Here is an 18,037-nt window from a genome sequence, read left to right on the forward strand (position 1 = left end):
AGAAAAGTTGGGGGGTCAGCGGCGGAGCTTCGCCGCCACCCACATCAGGATTGGAAGCACTATAAACGCCAGCATGTCCCCTGTGTCGCCCGCGAACGCGAGCACGTCGGCGAAGTTTCTGACGCCCGCGAAGTACACCGCGGCGGGGGGAACGACGGTCAGGGCCCAAGCCACGGGCTTCCTCAGCTTCACGAACTCCTCGGTGTTGCTCTGCTGTGCCAGTGCGATGCCTATGTAGCTCGTGGTTATAGCGAGGAGCGGGATGAGGTTGCCGATTACTCTGCCGAGGTGGCCGTAGAGCAGTTCGAGCCCCTGGGTGGCTATCTCCGGGGTCTCCTTTCCGAAGACCAGCAGGAAGGCCGCCATGAAGACCGCGTAGATGACCGTCGGGATGAGGAAGGCCAGCACGATGACCTTCTTCGTCTCCTTGTAGCTCCCCAGTCCCTTGTAAACGTCGGGGATTATCGTGTGGCAGCCGAGGGCGAAGATCGCCACACCGGTTATGCTGAGCAGTCCCGAGAGGTCGGTGTAGAGGCCGTTGCTGAGTTCGGCGTGGGGGACGAGCATCAGAGTGACGCCCATGAAGAGCGCCAGCATGACGTAGCTCATTATCAGCTCCGTCTTTCCGCTCGCCTCGAGGCCGCGGTAAACGACGAAGGATGCGAGGACCCAGAATATCGCCGCTCCGACTGTGTCGGTGACGCCAAAGAGGCTCGCGAAGACGCTTCCCATTCCAGCAATGTACGCCAGTATGGCCCCGAAGCTCATTATAAAGATGCTCAGGTACATCAGCCAGCCGCCGGCCTTTCCGAGGGTCCTGTTGGCGATGGTACTCATCTGCGCCCCGCCCATCTCCGCCGAGAACTTCAGCACGATAAAGGCCGTCGCGAGCATCAGGAGCATGACGCCCGTGAGAACCCCCAGTGCTGGGATGAGGCCGACCTTGCTCGCCGCGTAGGGCAGGCCGAGAACACCCGCCCCTATCTGGGTGCCGACGAGTATTGCCAGCGCCTCGTTCTTCGAGATGTGGGCCTTTTCAACCCGTATCGTGCTCGTCCTTATCGCCGCGGCCCCCTTTCGCTTCCTCATGAGCTGTATCAGTGCCGCCTTCCTCCTCAGCTTCTTCCGTCTCGCCAGTGCCTGCCTCTCGGCGTAGTACCTTCCGTGTGATGTGGTGACCTTTTTCCTTGGGGTTCCATCCGTTATGGGCATTCTCTCACCTCCCTGTTCCCGCGGATGTGTTCATGAATACAATTTAAACCCTCGCACGGAAACACGAAGTGTATTTCAAAGATTATTCGGACGGCGGCGGGAGGGCCCTAAACGGTGGGGAGAATTTTTAAGGATACCCGAGTAGGTTGGAACATGATAGAGGAGGCTGCCAAACTCCTGGCCCGTTCAAGGTTTGCGATTGCTTTTACCGGTGCTGGAATAAGCGCTGAGAGCGGCGTTCCCACATTCAGGGGATTCAACGGCCTTTGGAAGAAGCACAGACCTGAGGAGCTCGCGACCCCGGAGGCCTTTCGAAAGGACCCATACCTCGTCTGGGAGTTCTACCGGTGGCGCATGGGCCTGATACGAAAGGCCCGACCCAACAGGGCGCATTACGCGCTGGCGGAGCTTGAGGAGATGGGTATTCTGAAGGCAGTTATAACCCAGAATGTTGACGACCTCCACCGCGAAGCGGGGACGAAAAACCTCATCGAGCTCCACGGCAACATCTTCTGGGTCAAGTGTACCTCCTGCGGTTACGGCGAGTACCTCAAGGAGAGCGGAAGGCTGGAGGAGTTTCTCCGGGAGAAAGACCTTCCCAAGTGTCCGGACTGCGGCTCCCTCCTGCGGCCGGACGTCGTGTGGTTCGGGGAACCCCTCCCGAGGAGCGCCCTCGACGAGGCCTTCAGGCTCGCCGAGAGGGCGGACGTTGTTCTGGTCATAGGCACCAGCGGCGTCGTCTATCCGGCCGCGTACATTCCACAGATAGTGAAGGAGACCGGCGGGCGGGTTATCGAGATAAACACTGAGGAGAGCGGGATAACGCCCATAGCCGACGTTTTCCTGCGCTGTCCCGCCGGCGAGGCCATGGAGAAGCTCATGACGAGGATCAAGGGGCTGGTATGATGGGCGGCAGGGTTCTGGTTGTCGGGTTCATGCCGGACGAGGTGGAGAAACTGAGAAAAGCCCTCTCAGTTCCTGTTTTTGAGGTTCCTGAGTACTGCAGGGACTGGGCCGTGAGCGAGGTGGTTGATAAGGCGGCGGAGCTGAGCGGCTCGAGCTACTGGCACCTGAGGAAGTTCGTGATAATGCACGCTGTTGACAACGAGACCCTGAAAGAGGTAATCCGCTCCGTCAAGTCCCTCAACCTGGGCAGGGTTATCTTCGCCACGACCACCGGGACCTCGCTGACCTGGAAGCTCGAGGACCTGCTCAACGAGCTGATGGCCGAGGACGAGTACTTCAAAGCAGCGCGCTGGGCGCGCGAGGAGGCGAAGAAGCGGAAGGGGCCGTTCCTCGACATCGGGAAGAAGTGAACCCTCCCGAAAGGTTAAATATCCCGAACGAGTAGAGTGCGGTGGGTGAAGGGATGATAAAGGTCGTGTTCTTTGACCTGGACGACACGCTCGTGGACACGAGCAGGCTGGCCGAGATGGCGCGCCGAAACGCAATAGAGAACATGGTGCGCCATGGGCTTCCGGTTGACTTTGATACCGCCTATCAGGAGCTCCTTGAGCTGATATCCGAGTACGGGAGCAACTTCAGCAGGCACTTCGATTACCTTCTCAGGCGCCTCGACCTGCCCAGCAATCCGAAATGGGTGGCCGCCGGTGTCATAGCGTACCACAACACCAAGTTCGCGTATCTCAGGACAGTTAAGGGCGTGAGGAGGGTTCTCCTCGATCTCCAGAGGGCCGGCTACCGGCTCGGGATAATAACCGACGGCAACCCGATAAAGCAGTGGGAAAAAATCCTCCGGCTTGAGCTCGATGCGTACTTCGACGAGGTTTTCATATCGGACTACCTCGGCGTCAAGAAGCCTCACCGGAAGATATTCGAGAAGGCCCTGAGGAAGATGAAAGTGGAGCCCCATGAGGCCGTGATGGTCGGGGACAGGCTGTACTCCGATATCTACGGAGCGAAGCAGGTGGGTATGAAAACCGTGTGGTTCAGATACGGCAAATACGCCGACAGGGAGCTCGAATACCTTGAATACGCTGACTCGACCGTGAACTCTCTGGACGAGATTCTGGATATAGTCAGGGGGTTGAACCTTGAAGAGGAAGAGCGTTCAGATAAGGAAGTTCATGCTGATTGACTCCGCCTACAAGTCGAGGATTCTCAGGGGCGACAAGGTGACGACGATACGCTACGGGGACTACGAAGCGAAGCCGGGGAGCGAAATCTACATGGTCATCACCCCGAGCGACACGGCTATAGCGAAGGTCAGGATAACCCGCGTTGAAAAGAAAAAGGTCAGGGAGCTCACCAACGAGGATGCAAAACTCGACGGTTTCTCCGACGTCAAGGAGCTCCTCAGAGAGCTGAACAAAATCTACGGCGAGCTCTACGGCGACGACGAGGTCACCGTCATAGGGTTTGAAGTTATAAAGCGCTTTGAGGACGGAATCCCGCTCAAGTGGCTCAAGGGCCTGAACTACCGCGAGCCGGCTGAAATAGCGCGCCTCTACCTCGAGAACCGGGAAAAGCTCAACCTCAACCGCGAGACGGACTTCATAATGCGCCGCATCTACAACGAGGGCCTCGGGAGGGCCGTGAGAACCTTCGGGCCGAAGAAGGTTCAGGGAGCTCTCCTCAAGACCTACCACGCCCTCTACGCGGCGGGGGTAATCTGAGTCGTGAGGGAAAAGCTTTTTTACGGCGTCATCTTTCTTTAAACGCCATGGAGAAGGCTAAGTTCGACGCCAAATTCACCGCGCTCACGGCCGGAGTTTTCATCGTTCTGGTTCTCCAGGCTACAGGTTTAATCTACGGAATAAACGAGTGGGTTAATTCGCAGCTTCCCCTCGTGGATACGTCCATCATGCACTTCCTGACGGGGCTCGGAGGGTGGGCACCCCTTGCCATCTTCTTTTCTCTGGCTGCTCTTAGCGAACACAGGCACGGCGGCGTCACGGTTCGCACTGCTGCCTTCCTCCTCGCGGTGGCCTTTGGCCTTGCCGCCGTTGGGGCACTCAAGCTCATCTTTGCAGAACCGAGGCCGGGGCCGGACTACGGAACCTACGCCTTCCCCTCGGGCCACACCTTCCGTGCCGCGGTGATAGCGGCCTACGGCTCCGACAGGTGGAGGAAGTACGCTCCGGCCTTCTGGGCGTACGCCGTTGGAATAGCTCTCACGAGGCTCCTCCTCCACGTTCATTGGTTCAGCGACGTGCTCTTCAGCCTTCTCTTTGCCCCCTGGCTCTACCTCCTGCTCAAATCACTCCTCGGAGGGAAGTTCGAATGAACGGCTTCATCGAGGTGTTCCTCCTCTCGCTGATTCCAACCTTTGAGGGGCGCTATGCGATAGTTTACGGCATAGGCAGGGGCTATCCCCTGTGGGAGACGCTTTTGGCCGCTTCCCTTGGCGTTCTGCTCCTCTCGCTGGCCCTTCCGGCGGCCCTTCCCTACATAGACCGGCTGATGCTCTGGCTTGAGGGAACCTTCCTGAGGAAGATAGCCCACCTCTACCTCTACTACGTCGAGCGCGTGAGGAAGAAGGCCCACCCCTACGTTGAGAAGTGGGGTTTCATCGGACTGACGATATTCGTGGCGATACCTCTCCCCGGAACGGGTGTCTGGACCGGTGCTCTGGCGGCTTACCTCCTCGCCATAGAGAAGAGGCAGACGGTTCCGGCTTTAATCCTCGGCGGGCTTGTGAGCATGGCGATAACCCTGCTGCCGGCTCTGGGGCTGTTTGGATAAAAAGGAAACGGTCAGAGTTTCCGGGCAATAACCACCGCAACAGTCACGAGCGCGATGCCGCCGAGTACGTATACCACTGTGCCCGAGATGGGGAATTCCCCGGAATTCCCGTTGGTGGGATTCCCTTGGGGGATATCCTCATGGTTCTTTATCCGGGGGTCAAGCGTGTACCTCCTACCGCTCAAATCTGTGAGGGTCACAGAAATAACCCCACTATCTCCTCCCTTTACCCTGACCGTGGTCCTGTAATCCCTGAAACCTTCCTTTTTGAGGACCAGGGTGTGAGTTCCGGGTGTTAGGGTGATGTTGCAGGGAGTTATGCAAGCGGTGGAATTCCCATCGATGTAGAGGTGGGCCCCCTCTGGAACGGATACCACCTCAAACTTCGGGTACGGTGAAAGCGTGAGGTTTAGGACTAATCGCTCTCCCGGTGCGAGGATCACCCTCCTGTTCTCCGCAACAAAGCCGTCAGCGCTCCCTGTGATTTCGTGCTCCCCTGGAGTTACGTTCAGAACGCATTTTCCAGCACACACGGTTTTGCCGTCTATAGCCACCTTTGCGTTTTCGGGGTACGTCGTTATAACGAGTGTTGAGTTCCGGAGGGTGCCGTTTTCTTCATTCTCCTGATTTTCTTCTGCCCCGTGGCTGACCTCAGATGTGCTTTCCAGTCCGTTGGGAAGGTTCCTGTACTCTGGAGGGAGACCGTAGACAATCTTCAGCGATATCGCCTGAGTTAGCGCGGTGAAGTTAACGCCAATCTCGGCTTTGTTCATAGAGGGATTCACGATAAAGCTGATACGGGGAGCGAGTCCCTCAGTGATGGTAACGTTGGAGGCGAGTGTTATGTTGTACTCTGGAATCGGATCGAGCCTGAAGTCTACGCGCCTACCGTTCATATCAAAGCCATACCCTTGGGTAACGTTGGTTATTATTGGCACGAACAGCTTTATGGGCGTCCTCAGCACGTTGTAGCTGGCGCCGAAGACGAGAACGGCCGAGTCCTTGGGGTAGGAGTCTATTTCAATTTCTCTGTACTCCGGAACGTAGGTTGTCCAGTTGAGAAAATGACCAACGGATGCCCATCCATCCTCTACCCCGTACATCTCCACGAGGTAGTACTCGCCACAGATTTCAACGGGAGTTCCGTTGGGCAGGAGGAAGTAGCCATCTCCGTTGGGGTTTTTCATGAGTTCAAACACAAGTCCGCGTCCGTTTATCGGGCCGTAGGTTGCCACCATACATTCAAGGGCGGGTTCTGAGCCTTTGAGTTTTGGGGGAAGGCTGATGGGTGGACCGAACTGCACTTCAACGGCGCTGGCCCCTCTGGTCAATAGGGAGTCCTCTATTCTCTCACCTTTCACCTCCACTATTGTGGTCAGCCCCTCTTTGATCAGAACCGGGATTCTTACCCTCAACCCGTTTATCTCCATGATAAGGGTGTAGTTCTCACCCTCTTTCGATGCGGGGAGCTCCACCCACGCCGGTGCTGCGAAGTTTATCCGTTCTTCCACGATGAAAACACTCGCGCCGGAATCCGAGTCCACGACCAATAGGCCGTAACCGCTTTTCGGAAGCGCACTAACACTCCCAGCCGTGAGGGAGAGCAGAAACATCATGCTGAGCAGGATTGCGGTCTTTTTCATTACCCTCACCTCACAGGGGAAACGCTTTTTCCAGCAATGGGTAGACGTCCTCAGGAGAACCCGCGGCCTGTACCTTCCCAGCTGCTATTAAAACAGCGTAATCTGCTATTTCCATGAAGGGGCGCCAGATGTGGGCGATTACTACAAGATTCAGGCCGTTCTTGTGTTCTTCCCTTATAACCTCCATTACGTCCCTCATGCCTTTTAGGTCGAGATTGGCCAGCGGCTCGTCGAGGAACACCACCTCCGGGTCTCCCACGAACGCCTGGGCGAGGCTCACCCTCTTCCGCATGCCCGCGGAGTAGTCCCGAATCTTTTTTCCAATGAACCCCCCGGACCCAAACATCTCCGCGGCCTTTTGGACGCTCTCTCCGTCACCCCCTCTAGCCTCTGAGATGTATTCCAACCACTCCAGCCCTGTCCTCAGCGGTGGGAGGGCCGGCGGGTCGAAGGAGACGCCGATTCTCCTCTTTATTTGCTCGTTCTTCCAAGGGTCTTCTCCAAGGACCTTTATCCTTCCCGCAGTCGGCCTGTACGCTCCGGCGGCGATTTTCAGGAAAGTGGACTTGCCGCCCCCGTTGGGGCCAACTATGACCGTCAATCCCTCCGGAATCTCAACGTCAACGGAGTTCAGGGCGAGGACACTCCCGAAGCGCTTTGTAAGTTTCTCTGCCCTCACTATCATTGCTTCACCCCCACCCAGAGTAGAGCGGCGAGAACAAACGCCACCGTTCCGCCGATCAGGTACTCAATTTTCAGAACTCCTCTAGATGGATACATCGCGAGGGTTCCAACGGCTATCCTCGCAGTGCCGTTTCCACGGTACACGAAATAGTACGTGCCGGAATCGGGAAGTTCCAGCTCCCGGTACATGTTCCCCACTGCGGTCAGGTTCGTGATGAACCTGTTCCGGACGCCATCGAACACCTCGATTTCATACCTGTCCTGATTTTCCGTTACGACGCTGATGGCAACCTTTCTCGCGGTCGGGACAAACACCGAAACGGAGGAACCATCATCGCTGAAGAACCCGTAGGCCGTTGGGGTCTTCTGGTAGTACCTGGGAAGAAGTAGCGATTCTATGGTGAAGAGAAGGAGGGCAAGGAGAAAGAACGCCGCAAACCTCTTCACCGGGCATCCCTCCTTTCGCTGAGGATTATCGATGCCGCCAACAGCGTGGATGGGAGGAAAAACCCGACTCTGACCACATTCCCGTAGGCGGCAACTGTGTGTACCATTCCATAGGCCACCGAACTCAGATAGGATGACATGGCGGCAGAGATGCTGAACGGGGGCAGGCTGGATACCCCGAGAATAACCGGGACGTACAGTACTGAGAGTCCTCCCAGGATAGAGGCGAACGAATTGGGGGATAGCAGGGCTATGAAAAGGGAGACCGAGACCGTGTAGAAGACCGCAATCAGGAAAAACACCAGAACATTACTCCAAACCCCATCTCCAAGTATCTCGGCGAGGAGAGAAGGAGAGCCGGAGAGGACGTACCCCACGGCCAGGAAATAGGGGACCACGAACGATAGGGCTGTCAGAAGGAGGATTGAGGAAAATTTGATCAGGAACAGCTTCCACTTCCTTATCGGGAGTGAGTAAACGGTTAGAGCTGCCAGCGAGTCCATCTCGCCCCTTATTGAAAGAGTGGAGAGCATAACTGCAACGAAGACAAGAACGCTGTACGCTTCCTGGGACAAAACAGGTAGGGCGAGCCTTGGAATGGTCTTGGCGTAGTGAACGGCGGATTCCTGGCTGAAGGGGCTCAACATGCCGGTTGCCCCCATACTGAGGGCGTCCTTCAAGAACGCCAGCCCCGTCAGCAGGAACCCGAAGAGGAAAACGGCGAGCTTCAGCGGGTCGTTCAGCTCCCATTTCAGCTGGGTTCTAACGGTGCCCATTATTCCACCACCTCACCAGAAGTGAAGCCATCAGTGCCAGAATCCCGGAGTACAGGTAGTACCTCCAGGGGTTATCGGGAGGGGAAGAGTCTCCTTCGTCGGGAAAAGCGATGTTCGTGTCGTACAGTTTGATGCCGTCCGGCCACACACCATCTTCTGATTTTCCACGGATTCTTCTGTCCATACTGTCGATACCGAAAACTCCAAGGGCCATCAGCTCGGTGGAGTGGCTGAAGGTTCCCGCTATCATGACGCCGGTTAGGAAGTCGTAGGTGTATTCCTCCCTTCCACCCCCAGAGATTGACCAGTTCTTCCCGGCCTCGCTGAAGTAGAACCTCCGGGTTGTTATCCCAATGTGGGGCGGCCTGAAGGGTCTGTAGTACGTCAGAACCGTGCTGTTGCCGTAGGCGCTGTAGGTGACGTTCCCCACCGAGACGTTGATCTCCCTTGAAAGCCCCTCAAGTCTGAAGAGCACCTTCCCGGGTCTCGGTGGATCCGATGGGTTGATGAAGAGGGTGGCTTTTCCGATGGGGGTTCCGTTATCAAAGTACGTCATGGTTGTCAGGTTAAGGTCCAGCACCTTCCATATCGTCAAATTGGGGATTATTTCGAGATAATTGCCCTCGAGGGTGGCATTCACAAACGTCACGCTGACGTTAACGCGGGCAAGTTCTTTTTGGATAGTGACGATCTCAAAACGCAGAAATATTCTGGTGCAGTCTCCGATTACAAACGGGAATCCGTCTTTTTTCCACGGAGAATCGTCGCTCAAGCGGCTTATGATGTCGATTCTAACACTGGAAGGAAGCATTTCGGGATAAAGCTGAAACATGTACAGGTCCCTAATGTCCCTTGGGCCGCCTTCGGGTTCAGGGAGTGCATACGTTGCGTGGGTGCCTTCTCTGAGCCACCCGGCTGTTTCCCATGCCGAAGTGGTTGAGGGTACCCCTTGAAAAGCAATAATCAGTACGATTAGTGTAATAACTCTTCCGAGTTTTCCTCTAATCGGAGGTCACCAACAGGTGTGACGATTGAACGTCTTATAAATGTTACCTTCAAAAATAAAAATTAATGGTCCGCTGATGCCTCAAGCGAGTGCCTTTCCCATCGTCTCCTCCCCTAACGCTAAGACGTCCAGCGCGCCGATTATCGCCACCACGGCAATCACAAGTACTGCTAAAGCGCTCCCGCTCAGCTCCATTATCCTGCCGGCCAGGATCGGTGCGATTCCCCCGCCTATCCTCGCCATCGCCCCCGCCCAGCCGGTTCCGGTGCCCCTGACGGCCGTCGGGTAGAGCTCCGGCGTGTAAGCGTAGATGGCTCCCCAGGCACCGAGGTTGAAGAAGCTGAAGGCTATCGCACTCGCGATTATCGCCGCCTCGTTCCCCGAGCTGGCCGCGAAGTAGAAGCCGACTCCGGCTATTCCAGAAAGCAGGAGGTAGTAGGAGAGGGTCTTCTTCCGGCCGATTCTCTCAAGCAGGTATGCGGCGCTCCAGTAGCCGGGTAGCTGGGCGATGGCGGTGATGATGAAGTACTGGAAGCTCTTGAAGACGGTGATTCCCAGCGTTGCCGAGAGGAACTTCGGAAGCCAGATGAAGAAGCCGTAGTAGGCGAAGGCTATGCTGAACCAGGCTATCGTGAGCATAAGTGTAACCCTTCCGTACTTTCTCCAGAGGTCCATGACCGAGGCTTTCTTTTCCCCTTTCGGAACCTCAAGCTTAACGCTCACTCCGAGGGCCCTTCTTATGGTCTCCTCGGCCTCCTTAACGCGCCCCCTGACGAGCAGGTAGCGGGGTGATTCGGGAAGGGTGAGGAGCAGCGGAATGATGAGTATTATCGCGCCGCCGAAGAGCAGTATGCCCCTCCAGTCGGCCTTCACGAGGATGGCAACCACTCCTATGATTATCGTTCCTATCGCCCAGAAGCTCTCGAGGATTGAAATCATCGCACCCCTTATCGAGCGGGGCATGAACTCGGCGAAGTAGGAGCTTGCAACCGGCAGCGAGCCGCCGAGGCCGAGGCCGACGATGAAGCGCAGGGTTATGAGGGCGTCCAGGCTACCCGCGAAGGAGCTGACTATCGAGCCGATGGAGAATGTGGCAACCGCGAGGGTGAGGGTTTTCTTCCGCCCAATCCTGTCGGCTAGATATCCGAAGAGCCACGCGCCGAAGAGCATGCCGAAGAGCGCCGCCGAGCCGAGGGAGCCTAGCTTTGTGAGGCTGCCCTGGAAGGCGGGGTCGTTCTTGAGCAGGGCTATGACGAATCCTGCCGAGATGGTGTTCACGGCTATGAACGCCCATACGGTTCCGAGGATGGCTAAAAGCGTGTAGTGGAACTTATTCAACCGGGAGTTTTCGATGGCCTCCATTTTCCCAACCACCTGGTTTCATTTGCATGAAGAAGTTTTTAAGCGTTTTCTCGGTCGTTCCGTCTTGTTACACAGGTTTGGGGAATTTTCCGGGAGCCTTGGAGAATAACATGACCGGCTGTTCTGTTTTCAGCCCCATGTTTTCACAAGCTAACATCGAAGAAGAAAAGAGGGGAAATCACTTCGTCGCCCTCGTTATGCCAACATCCTCCACGAGAACGTAGGGCGTTGAAACCGGCGTGCTGACCTCCCACCAGTGGATGTGGTAGCTCTCCTTTCCGAGCGCCTTGATTCCCTCAAGGATCCTCTGGAAGTTGTCGCTGACGCGGATGTTCCTTATCGGCCTCAGCTCGCCGTTCTCGACGAGGAATATTCCGTCCCTCGGGATTGTGGAGAAGTCCCCTGCAACGTAGTTCTGGAAGCGGGTGTACCAGACGTTGGTGATGTAGATTCCCCTCTTGACCTCGCTGAACAACTCCTCCCTGGAGTAGTCGCCCGGCTCAAGGACGATGTTCCACGCGTGGGGCATTATGAGGCCCGCGTTGGCCGTTGTCTCGGTTCCGTACTTCTTTGCCATGCTCGTGTTGAGCAGGAACGTCTTGAAGGTTCCGTTCTCGATTATCGTTGTTTCCCTCGTGGGCACTCCCTCGTCGTCGAACTTCCTCGTTCCGTAGCCGTTGGGCATGTTGCCGACGTCCTTTATCGTGACGATTTCATTAGCGACTTTCTGGCCGAGCTTGTTCACCAGGAAGCTGAAACCGGCCTCCGCCGCGTAGGCGGATGTCATAAAGCTCATGTAGCTCAGCAGGTTCGCAAACGCCAACGGGTCGAAGATTACGTCAAACTTCCCCTCCGGCCCCTGCTCCGGGTTCTGTGCCATCTTGGCTATCTCGCCGGCCTTTCTTCCGGCGCTCTCGGGGTCGAACTTCTTGAGAACGCGAACCGAGTTCGTTCCGTGGCCGCTCTCAAGGTCTCCGATGAAGGCCCTAACGCTTATCTCTATCCCACTGCCCTCGTCGAAGGCCTCGACGCCGTTGCTCGTGGTCAGGTAAAGCCTATTGTGGTCGGTGTAGAGAACACCTGCTACCCTCTTAGCTCCCTCCTCAAGGGCGGCGTTGATGGCCCTTTCCACGTACTCGTTCGGCTCGTCGAGTTCGACTATGGCCTTGTCGAAGGTCTCCGGGATGTCTTTATACTGGAACGGCCCCTCAGCGATGCCGTAGTAGTCCTCCTTCGGTGCCATGCCCTTCATGTTGCTCAGGAGGGTTTTCAGAGTCCTCTCGATGTTCTCCTCGCTCAGCTCGGTGATGCTCGTTCCGGCAACGCGTTTCTCAAGCTCGACGAACAGCTCCACCTTCCTCTCGTGCCAGTTCTTGGCAACGGTTATCTCGTTGTTGGCGAAGCGAACCTGGCGCCTGTCCATCTCGTAGCCCAGAACGACGACATCGCCAAATCCAAGCTCCTTGGCCTTCTTCAGGATGAACTCATTAACGTCGAACATCTCCACCACCTCACGGCCTCCTCAGCGGTATGTCCCTGAGCCTCGCGTGTGCTCCGCCCATCCAGACCGGGACACCCTGTCCGGGTTCACCTTTGCCGCAGGTTCCCGGGTAGTACTCGACCTCTTTGCCCACTGCATCGACGCTGCTCCACAAGGCCCTGGTGGTTATCTCGAGGATAGGCCTCCTGACCGGGTGCTTTATCTCACCGTTCTCGATGAGGTAGGCCTCCCTGCCGATGTACCTCTGCTGATAGCGCCTGTCGTCGATGTTCCACTCGTTGAACGAGACCATGTAAACACCGAGCTTGATGTCCTCAATCAGCTCCTCGAAGGAGTGGTCACCGGGTGCTAGGTAGGTGTTGGCCATCCTGACTATCGGCTCGCGGTTGTAGTTTATCGCCCTCGCGGCCGCGTTGGAGCGCTGGCCGAGCTTATAGGCATACTCCCTGTTGGTGAGGAACTCGGTGATTATTCCGTCCTTGATGAGGTAGCGCGGCCTCGCTTTGACGCCCTCGTCGTCGTAGAGGTAGAAGCCCCAGCTGTTCGGCAGGGTCGGGTCCTCTATGACGGTGACGGCTTCACTTCCGATTCTCTCGCCGAGCATGTCTGGCTTGACGAAGCTCTCTCCTGCCTGCGCCGCTTCCCTGCCGAAAATCCTGTCCGACTCGTAGGGATGCCCGACGCTCTCGTGGACGGCTATGCCTGCCACCTCAGGGCTTATGACCAGGTCAACCTTGCCTTCGGGCGGCTTCTTGCCCTCGTAGATGAGCTTCTTCAGAGCTTCAACATCCTTAACCGCCCAGCTCCACGGCTCGTCCTTCTCGATGAGCTCCAGTCCACCGGAGAACGCCCTCTGGACGAACGGCGCCTGCTCCATCTGGCCGTTCTCGAAGACAACGAGGTTATAAGTTACCGAAACGCGCGGGATTTTGCTCTTCACGTAGGCCCCCTCGCTGTTGACGAAGACCTTCTTCCAGAGCTGGTCGGAGTACATTAGATAGCGCATGGGAACGTTCACGCCGGCGGCTTTAACCTCCTCCTCGATTTTCCGGAGGATTTCTAACTTCTCTTCCGGGGAAACGTCCCTGAAGTCCTTCTTCATCTTGACCTTGTAGGAAACGCGGTGGAAGTCCTCTTCTGAAAAGCGAATTGGCTCGTTTCTCACCTTGGAGGCCGCTCTGGCCAGCTTGACGGCCTTCTTGACGGCCTCGCTTACGCTCTCTTTCGTGAGGACGTTGGTGCTTGCGAAGCCCATGCCTCCCCCGACTAAAACCCTGATGCCAATCCCCCTGTCGGCGAGTATCTCAAGGCCTTCGGGATTGCCGTTCTTCATGGCCAGAGAAGTGCCGTTCTTCTCCTCAAAGCGGGCCTCGGCATAGCTTGCCCCCAGTTCGAGGGCCTTCTCAACCGCGAACTCTACGAGTTCATGCATGCACATCACCTCAGTTTACTGCATAGAATAGTGCGTCCGGAAGTATAAAAGTCTTTCCGTTAAGATGGCGGTCGAAAAGAGGGCACTGGACTTTTAGACAAGTTGAAATCAATGGACACGAGGCTCAAAATTAAACCCTATTGGAAGAAGGGGGGAACTGGAACCTCCAGAGGTCTTAAAACTTCTCCTCACATTCACACGGCTTCTTTCCGCAGTAGGGGCAGACGCCGGGATATTTCTTCTTCGCCGCTTCCTCAATATCGATATCGAGCAGGTTGGCCAAGCTGGCGAGCCACGCCAAAACGTCGGCGAACTCCTCCTCCATGGCCTCGCGGTCGTTCTTCCTTATTGCCTCGCTCAGCTCGCCAACTTCCTCTACGAACCAGAGGAAGGTTCTCTCCACTCCCCTCTTCGAGTCCTTGTGGAAGTAGATCTCCCTGATCATCTCCTGAAACTCGCGTATCTCCATGTTCTCACCTGAGGAAATGGGAAGAAAAGGGCTTAAAAATCACTCGCTGATAACAAACTATATAAGCATGATATACAACATATTTGTCGTACGACAGTTGTGTTGTACGACACCATAGTTGGGGATGATAGAATGGTTCAGATCGGCGGGCCGGCACTGGGAGAAGACTTCCATGACAGAGAACGGGAACTCTTAGAGCTTAAAAGGAAGGTGTTAAAGAACAATATCCTTATCACAGCCCCCCGACGGTTTGGAAAAACCTCTCTGCTCAGAAAGTTCGAGGGTGATATGAAGAAGAATGGGTATACTGTAATTTATCTCGACGTTATGGATGTATCGTCCCCTGAGAGATTTATCCATGAGCTAACTTTGGCAGCTTTTGATGAGGCTGATCTTAGAGATGACTTTTTCGAGAAACTTAAAAAGATATTCAAAGGCTTAACTATAGATGCGAAAACACCCGTTGCCTCTTTAAAGCTTGAGCTAAGCAAAGTTGTTGAAGACAATGTCAATGAGAAAACCTGGCATGACACTGGAAGGGAAATAGTTAAGGCAATCGTCGGCTCTTCTGAAAAGAAACCTGTCATTGTTATTCTCGATGAACTCCCGGAGGCAGTGTCCAATATGAAAAAGAAAGGTTCCGATGCCGTTGAGTTTCTCCAGTGGTTTAGGAAAGTGAGACAGAAAGTTCCAGAGATCAAATTCATCGTAGCGGGTTCCACGAGTTTTGAGAAAGTGGTAGAATCAATAAGTGGAAGAAATGCATACATAAATGACATGTACACCATTTCACTGAGTGGATTTTCAAAGGAAGACGCTCTGAAGTTTCTGGAAACAGCGTTCGAGGAGGATGATCTCCCATTCACAGGAGGAATTGGGAATAAAATCCTCGAACTTGTGGGGGAACCGTACGTCCCTTATTTCCTTGCAGTTTTTGTGGACATCTTATATGAAGCGACGGAAGAAGGAACGAGTCCTGATGAAATCTTTAACCGGCTTGAAGAGGTGTACTGGTCAAAACTACTCGGAAGTGAAGGTACTAGGTACTTCCGCGATTATGGTGATAGACTCAAGATATACTACTCCGAGTATCTTGAGCCAGTAAAGGAAATACTAAAGGAGGCCGCTGGTAGTGAGGAGGGAATTAATGTAGACCTTGCTAAGGAGATATTCCTAGAGCGCACGGGATGCAGTGAGGATGAGTTCAACCTCCTCCTTAGAGATCTAGAGAATGACTTCTATATCTCTGTGAGGGGTGATCGTATAATCTTCCAGTCAAAACTAATGAAGGATTGGTGGGGGCTGAACTATGGATGATGCCTTGTACCTTTTTAATCCCTCAGTCATGGAAAGAGAGATCCTTGAGAGGATATTTGTAGGGGAAGAACGGAGGAGACTCCTTGAAAGACTAAGGCGAGATATCCTTAAGGGGGCTAGAATAAACAGTCCTCGCTACTACTTGGTAATCGGACCAAGGGGTATAGGGAAGAGCCATTTTGTGACTCTCTTATACTATCGGCTCTTGGAGCATTCCGACGAGTTGCTCCCAGTAAAGCTCGCAGAGGAGGAGTACTCTATCTTTACCTTGGCGGATTTTCTTGTTAGGGTTTTGGAGGCGATGGGGAAACGTGATGTGGTCAGCAAACTTGAAGACCACACTGAAGAGGAGATAATTGAACTGGCCAAGGAATTCTTGAAGGAAAATAGAAAGATGATCGTGGTTATACTTGAGAATCTCAATCAAATACTTGAGGAACAAATGACGGAGGAAGAGGTCAAAAAATTCCGCTCCTTCCTTCAGGAGACAAACTTCATGAGCATTGTCTCGACGGCTCCCTCCATTTTCCCAGGGGTATCAAAGCACAGCGCTCCATTCTTCAACTTCTTCCGCATGATTCATCTTCACGAAATGAGCAGGGATGAAGTGTGGGAACTCCTCCGGAAACTCGCCGAGATAGAGGGAGACTCAGAACTGATTAGGAGAATAAATGAATCAAGAGGCCCAGTGAATGCCGTTATTAGAATTACCGGTGGCAACCCAAGGGCGGTTGTTTTACTCTACAACGTGCTGAAGAGCGGTGAGGTTGTAAGTGCTGAGAACCTTCTTTTCAAGATACTGGACGAGAGCACACCGTACTATCAGAGCATATACTCAATGCTCGATGGTAGGAAGAGAAAAGTTCTCGATACCTTAATCATGATTGGTCGGCCTGCAACGCCCAAAGAGATTGCACGAAAGGCAAGAATGGACGAAAGATCCGTTGCTACCTATCTCCGTAGGCTAGAAAGGGAGGGCTATATTCTCTCAAAGAGGGCAGGTAAAAACACATACTACTCAGTAAGGGACGTCCTCTTCAAGTTATGGCGGGAGCTGAGGATCAATCCCAGCCAGAGGGGGATGGTATCTTTGTTCATCGAGTTTTTGCAGGTTTGGTACACTCCTGAGGAGATCATTGAGAGGCTATCTAACCTATTAGAAGAAAAAGAACTTGACAAAAAAAGGGCAAAGGAAATTGCATACCTATTTTTCAGCCTGCCTAAGGACTATAAAATGATGATTGTGGAACCAGTCACCAGAAAACTTCTAGAAGCAGGATTTGTAGAGCTAATAGAAGAGAACCTAAGTGACATGGAAGTTAAGGAACAGGCACTTTTTGTGGAATTCATCGAACTTATGAAAAATGGGGAGTATGAGAAAATCCTCAAAAAGGCCAGTCGGCACATAGAGAGGGGCGAAAAAAGCCCCATCCCGTGGATGTTTAAGGCAGCAGCCCTAGACGAACTTGGGAGGGAGAAGGAGGCTGAGCAAGTTCTTAAAGATGCCATTAACATGTTCAGAGACAGCTGGCTTGTGCTGGCCACACTGGGCTTTTTCTACCTAGCAAAAGAAAAGCTCTCTGAGGCAATAGGTCTCTTTGAAAGAGTCATTGGAATGGCGCCTGAGCTACATATAGGATGGGCCCTGAAAGGGGAGGCCCTCATGGCCATGGGGAGGTACTCTGAAGCATTGGAAGCACTGAACAGGGCAATTTCTTTGGCTGCAAATATAGAGAACGCAGAGTTGTACTTAGACCGCGCTAGGTGCTATCTTAACCTTGGTAAATTCGAAAAGGCTGCGGAAGACGCTCAACGTGCTCTTGACATGGAGCCAGATCATCCGAGCGCGATAAGGATACTAGCTCTTTCCCTTATAGAACTCGAACGCTACGAGGAAGCGATTCCTCTGCTTGACCAATACTTGCAAAAACATCCCGAAGACTGGAGTGCATGGAGAATCAAATTAGGTTCCCTGGGCTTGGTAGGAAAAGGTGAGGATGCTATAAACACTGCAAATGAGATTGTAAAGAGGTATCCTATGATTACAGATGCCTGGCTGGTTCGTCTGGATATCTATCTCGGAGCTACTCTGGAAGCCCTCATTGAGGGAAACTTTGGGAATGCAAGGAACTACCTCTCAACTACGGTTGAGACTATAAACAGAGTTCTAACGCTTGATCCGACTAGAACAAAGGAAACAGTAAGTGCAATATCCGGTTTTCTGAGAAATGTTGTTGAATACTGTGATATGAATGCGCTCAAGCTCTCACTGGAATACCTTAGAGGCGTCAAGAACCTCAAAGAGATATTGGAACCTTTTGAGGTTGCAATTAATGTGCTGGAAACTGGAAATGAGAGAGCGTACCTAAAACTTAATCCCGAAAGTCGGAAAATTGCAGAGGAAATAGTTAAAAAAATGAAAGAGCAGAAGACTTTAGGGGAGACGGTAAGAAAACTGGGAACACAGAAGTAGCCTCTATCCA

18 protein-coding genes are annotated in these 18,037 nt (G+C 53.9%); 8 read left to right on the forward strand and 10 right to left on the reverse strand.

Annotation, left to right across the window (positions count from 1 at the left end):
* Nucleotides 1–15: 15 nt before the first annotated feature.
* Complete coding sequence (locus GQS_RS00800) at nucleotides 16–1,212, reverse strand: aromatic amino acid transport family protein (RefSeq protein ID WP_014011755.1); 1,197 nt, start codon at nucleotides 1,210–1,212, stop codon at nucleotides 16–18.
* A gap of 153 nt (nucleotides 1,213–1,365) precedes the next feature.
* On the opposite strand from GQS_RS00800, the gene cobB reads away from it, so the two are divergent.
* Genes cobB through GQS_RS00830 form a run of 6 tightly spaced genes read left to right on the forward strand, consistent with a single transcriptional unit; the run spans nucleotide 1,366 to nucleotide 4,917 of the window.
* Nucleotides 1,366–2,118 carry an NAD-dependent protein deacetylase gene (gene cobB / locus GQS_RS00805; protein ID WP_014011756.1) on the forward strand — a complete coding sequence of 251 codons (753 nt, stop codon included), beginning with the start codon at nucleotides 1,366–1,368 and terminating at the stop codon, nucleotides 2,116–2,118.
* A complete protein-coding gene (locus GQS_RS00810) occupies nucleotides 2,118–2,528 on the forward strand; it encodes a DUF3783 domain-containing protein (RefSeq protein ID WP_014011757.1) in 411 nt (136 codons plus the stop codon). The genes cobB and GQS_RS00810 overlap by 1 nt, the downstream gene beginning before the upstream one ends.
* 53 nt (nucleotides 2,529–2,581) lie before the next feature.
* A complete protein-coding gene (locus GQS_RS00815; protein ID WP_014011758.1) occupies nucleotides 2,582–3,310 on the forward strand; it encodes a TIGR02253 family HAD-type hydrolase in 729 nt (242 codons plus the stop codon).
* Nucleotides 3,267–3,848: an ASCH domain-containing protein gene (locus GQS_RS00820; RefSeq protein ID WP_014011759.1), complete on the forward strand. Its 582-nt coding sequence runs from the start codon at nucleotides 3,267–3,269 to the stop codon at nucleotides 3,846–3,848. Before GQS_RS00815 ends, GQS_RS00820 begins: the two co-directional genes overlap by 44 nt.
* Before the next feature lie 47 nt (nucleotides 3,849–3,895).
* Nucleotides 3,896–4,459, forward strand: a complete 564-nt coding sequence (locus GQS_RS00825; protein WP_014011760.1) for a phosphatase PAP2 family protein — start codon at nucleotides 3,896–3,898, stop codon at nucleotides 4,457–4,459.
* On the forward strand, nucleotides 4,456–4,917 hold the full coding sequence (locus GQS_RS00830; protein ID WP_014011761.1) for a COG2426 family protein: 462 nt from the start codon (nucleotides 4,456–4,458) through the stop codon (nucleotides 4,915–4,917). Before GQS_RS00825 ends, GQS_RS00830 begins: the two co-directional genes overlap by 4 nt.
* A gap of 11 nt (nucleotides 4,918–4,928) precedes the next feature.
* On the opposite strand, the gene GQS_RS00835 is transcribed toward GQS_RS00830, so the two are convergent.
* The 9 genes from GQS_RS00835 to GQS_RS00875 all read right to left on the reverse strand — a co-directional run bounded on the left by GQS_RS00835 (nucleotide 4,929) and on the right by GQS_RS00875 (nucleotide 14,237).
* Nucleotides 4,929–6,560 (reverse strand): PEGA domain-containing protein, encoded by a 1,632-nt coding sequence (locus GQS_RS00835; RefSeq protein WP_014011762.1) that lies wholly within the window; start codon nucleotides 6,558–6,560, stop codon nucleotides 4,929–4,931.
* 10 nt (nucleotides 6,561–6,570) lie between these two features.
* A complete protein-coding gene (locus tag GQS_RS00840; protein WP_014011763.1) occupies nucleotides 6,571–7,245 on the reverse strand; it encodes an ABC transporter ATP-binding protein in 675 nt (224 codons plus the stop codon).
* Complete coding sequence (locus GQS_RS00845) at nucleotides 7,242–7,691, reverse strand: hypothetical protein (protein WP_014011764.1); 450 nt, start codon at nucleotides 7,689–7,691, stop codon at nucleotides 7,242–7,244. Before GQS_RS00845 ends, GQS_RS00840 begins: the two co-directional genes overlap by 4 nt.
* Entirely contained in the window at nucleotides 7,688–8,467 is a 780-nt protein-coding gene (locus tag GQS_RS00850; RefSeq protein ID WP_014011765.1) for a hypothetical protein, read from the reverse strand. Before GQS_RS00850 ends, GQS_RS00845 begins: the two co-directional genes overlap by 4 nt.
* Nucleotides 8,454–9,299 carry a hypothetical protein gene (locus GQS_RS00855; RefSeq protein ID WP_014011766.1) on the reverse strand — a complete coding sequence of 282 codons (846 nt, stop codon included), beginning with the start codon at nucleotides 9,297–9,299 and terminating at the stop codon, nucleotides 8,454–8,456. The genes GQS_RS00850 and GQS_RS00855 overlap by 14 nt, the downstream gene beginning before the upstream one ends.
* Nucleotides 9,300–9,554: 255 nt before the next feature.
* Nucleotides 9,555–10,835, reverse strand: a complete 1,281-nt coding sequence (locus GQS_RS00860; RefSeq protein ID WP_014011767.1) for an MFS transporter — start codon at nucleotides 10,833–10,835, stop codon at nucleotides 9,555–9,557.
* Between the two features lie 178 nt (nucleotides 10,836–11,013).
* A complete protein-coding gene (locus GQS_RS00865) occupies nucleotides 11,014–12,336 on the reverse strand; it encodes a TldD/PmbA family protein (protein ID WP_014011768.1) in 1,323 nt (440 codons plus the stop codon).
* 10 nt (nucleotides 12,337–12,346) lie between these two features.
* Entirely contained in the window at nucleotides 12,347–13,768 is a 1,422-nt protein-coding gene (locus tag GQS_RS00870) for a TldD/PmbA family protein (RefSeq protein WP_014011769.1), read from the reverse strand.
* 175 nt (nucleotides 13,769–13,943) lie between these two features.
* Nucleotides 13,944–14,237 carry a MazG nucleotide pyrophosphohydrolase domain-containing protein gene (locus GQS_RS00875; protein ID WP_014011770.1) on the reverse strand — a complete coding sequence of 98 codons (294 nt, stop codon included), beginning with the start codon at nucleotides 14,235–14,237 and terminating at the stop codon, nucleotides 13,944–13,946.
* Nucleotides 14,238–14,339: 102 nt separating this feature from the next.
* On the opposite strand from GQS_RS00875, the gene GQS_RS00880 reads away from it, so the two are divergent.
* Together GQS_RS00880 and GQS_RS10750 are read left to right on the forward strand one after the other, a co-directional pair.
* Complete coding sequence (locus GQS_RS00880) at nucleotides 14,340–15,554, forward strand: ATP-binding protein (protein ID WP_148236344.1); 1,215 nt, start codon at nucleotides 14,340–14,342, stop codon at nucleotides 15,552–15,554.
* Nucleotides 15,547–18,027 carry a tetratricopeptide repeat protein gene (locus GQS_RS10750; protein WP_014011772.1) on the forward strand — a complete coding sequence of 827 codons (2,481 nt, stop codon included), beginning with the start codon at nucleotides 15,547–15,549 and terminating at the stop codon, nucleotides 18,025–18,027. Before GQS_RS00880 ends, GQS_RS10750 begins: the two co-directional genes overlap by 8 nt.
* The last annotated feature ends 10 nt before the right edge of the window (nucleotides 18,028–18,037 follow it).

The organism is Thermococcus sp. 4557 (assembly GCF_000221185.1).
Classification (GTDB): domain Archaea; phylum Methanobacteriota_B; class Thermococci; order Thermococcales; family Thermococcaceae; genus Thermococcus.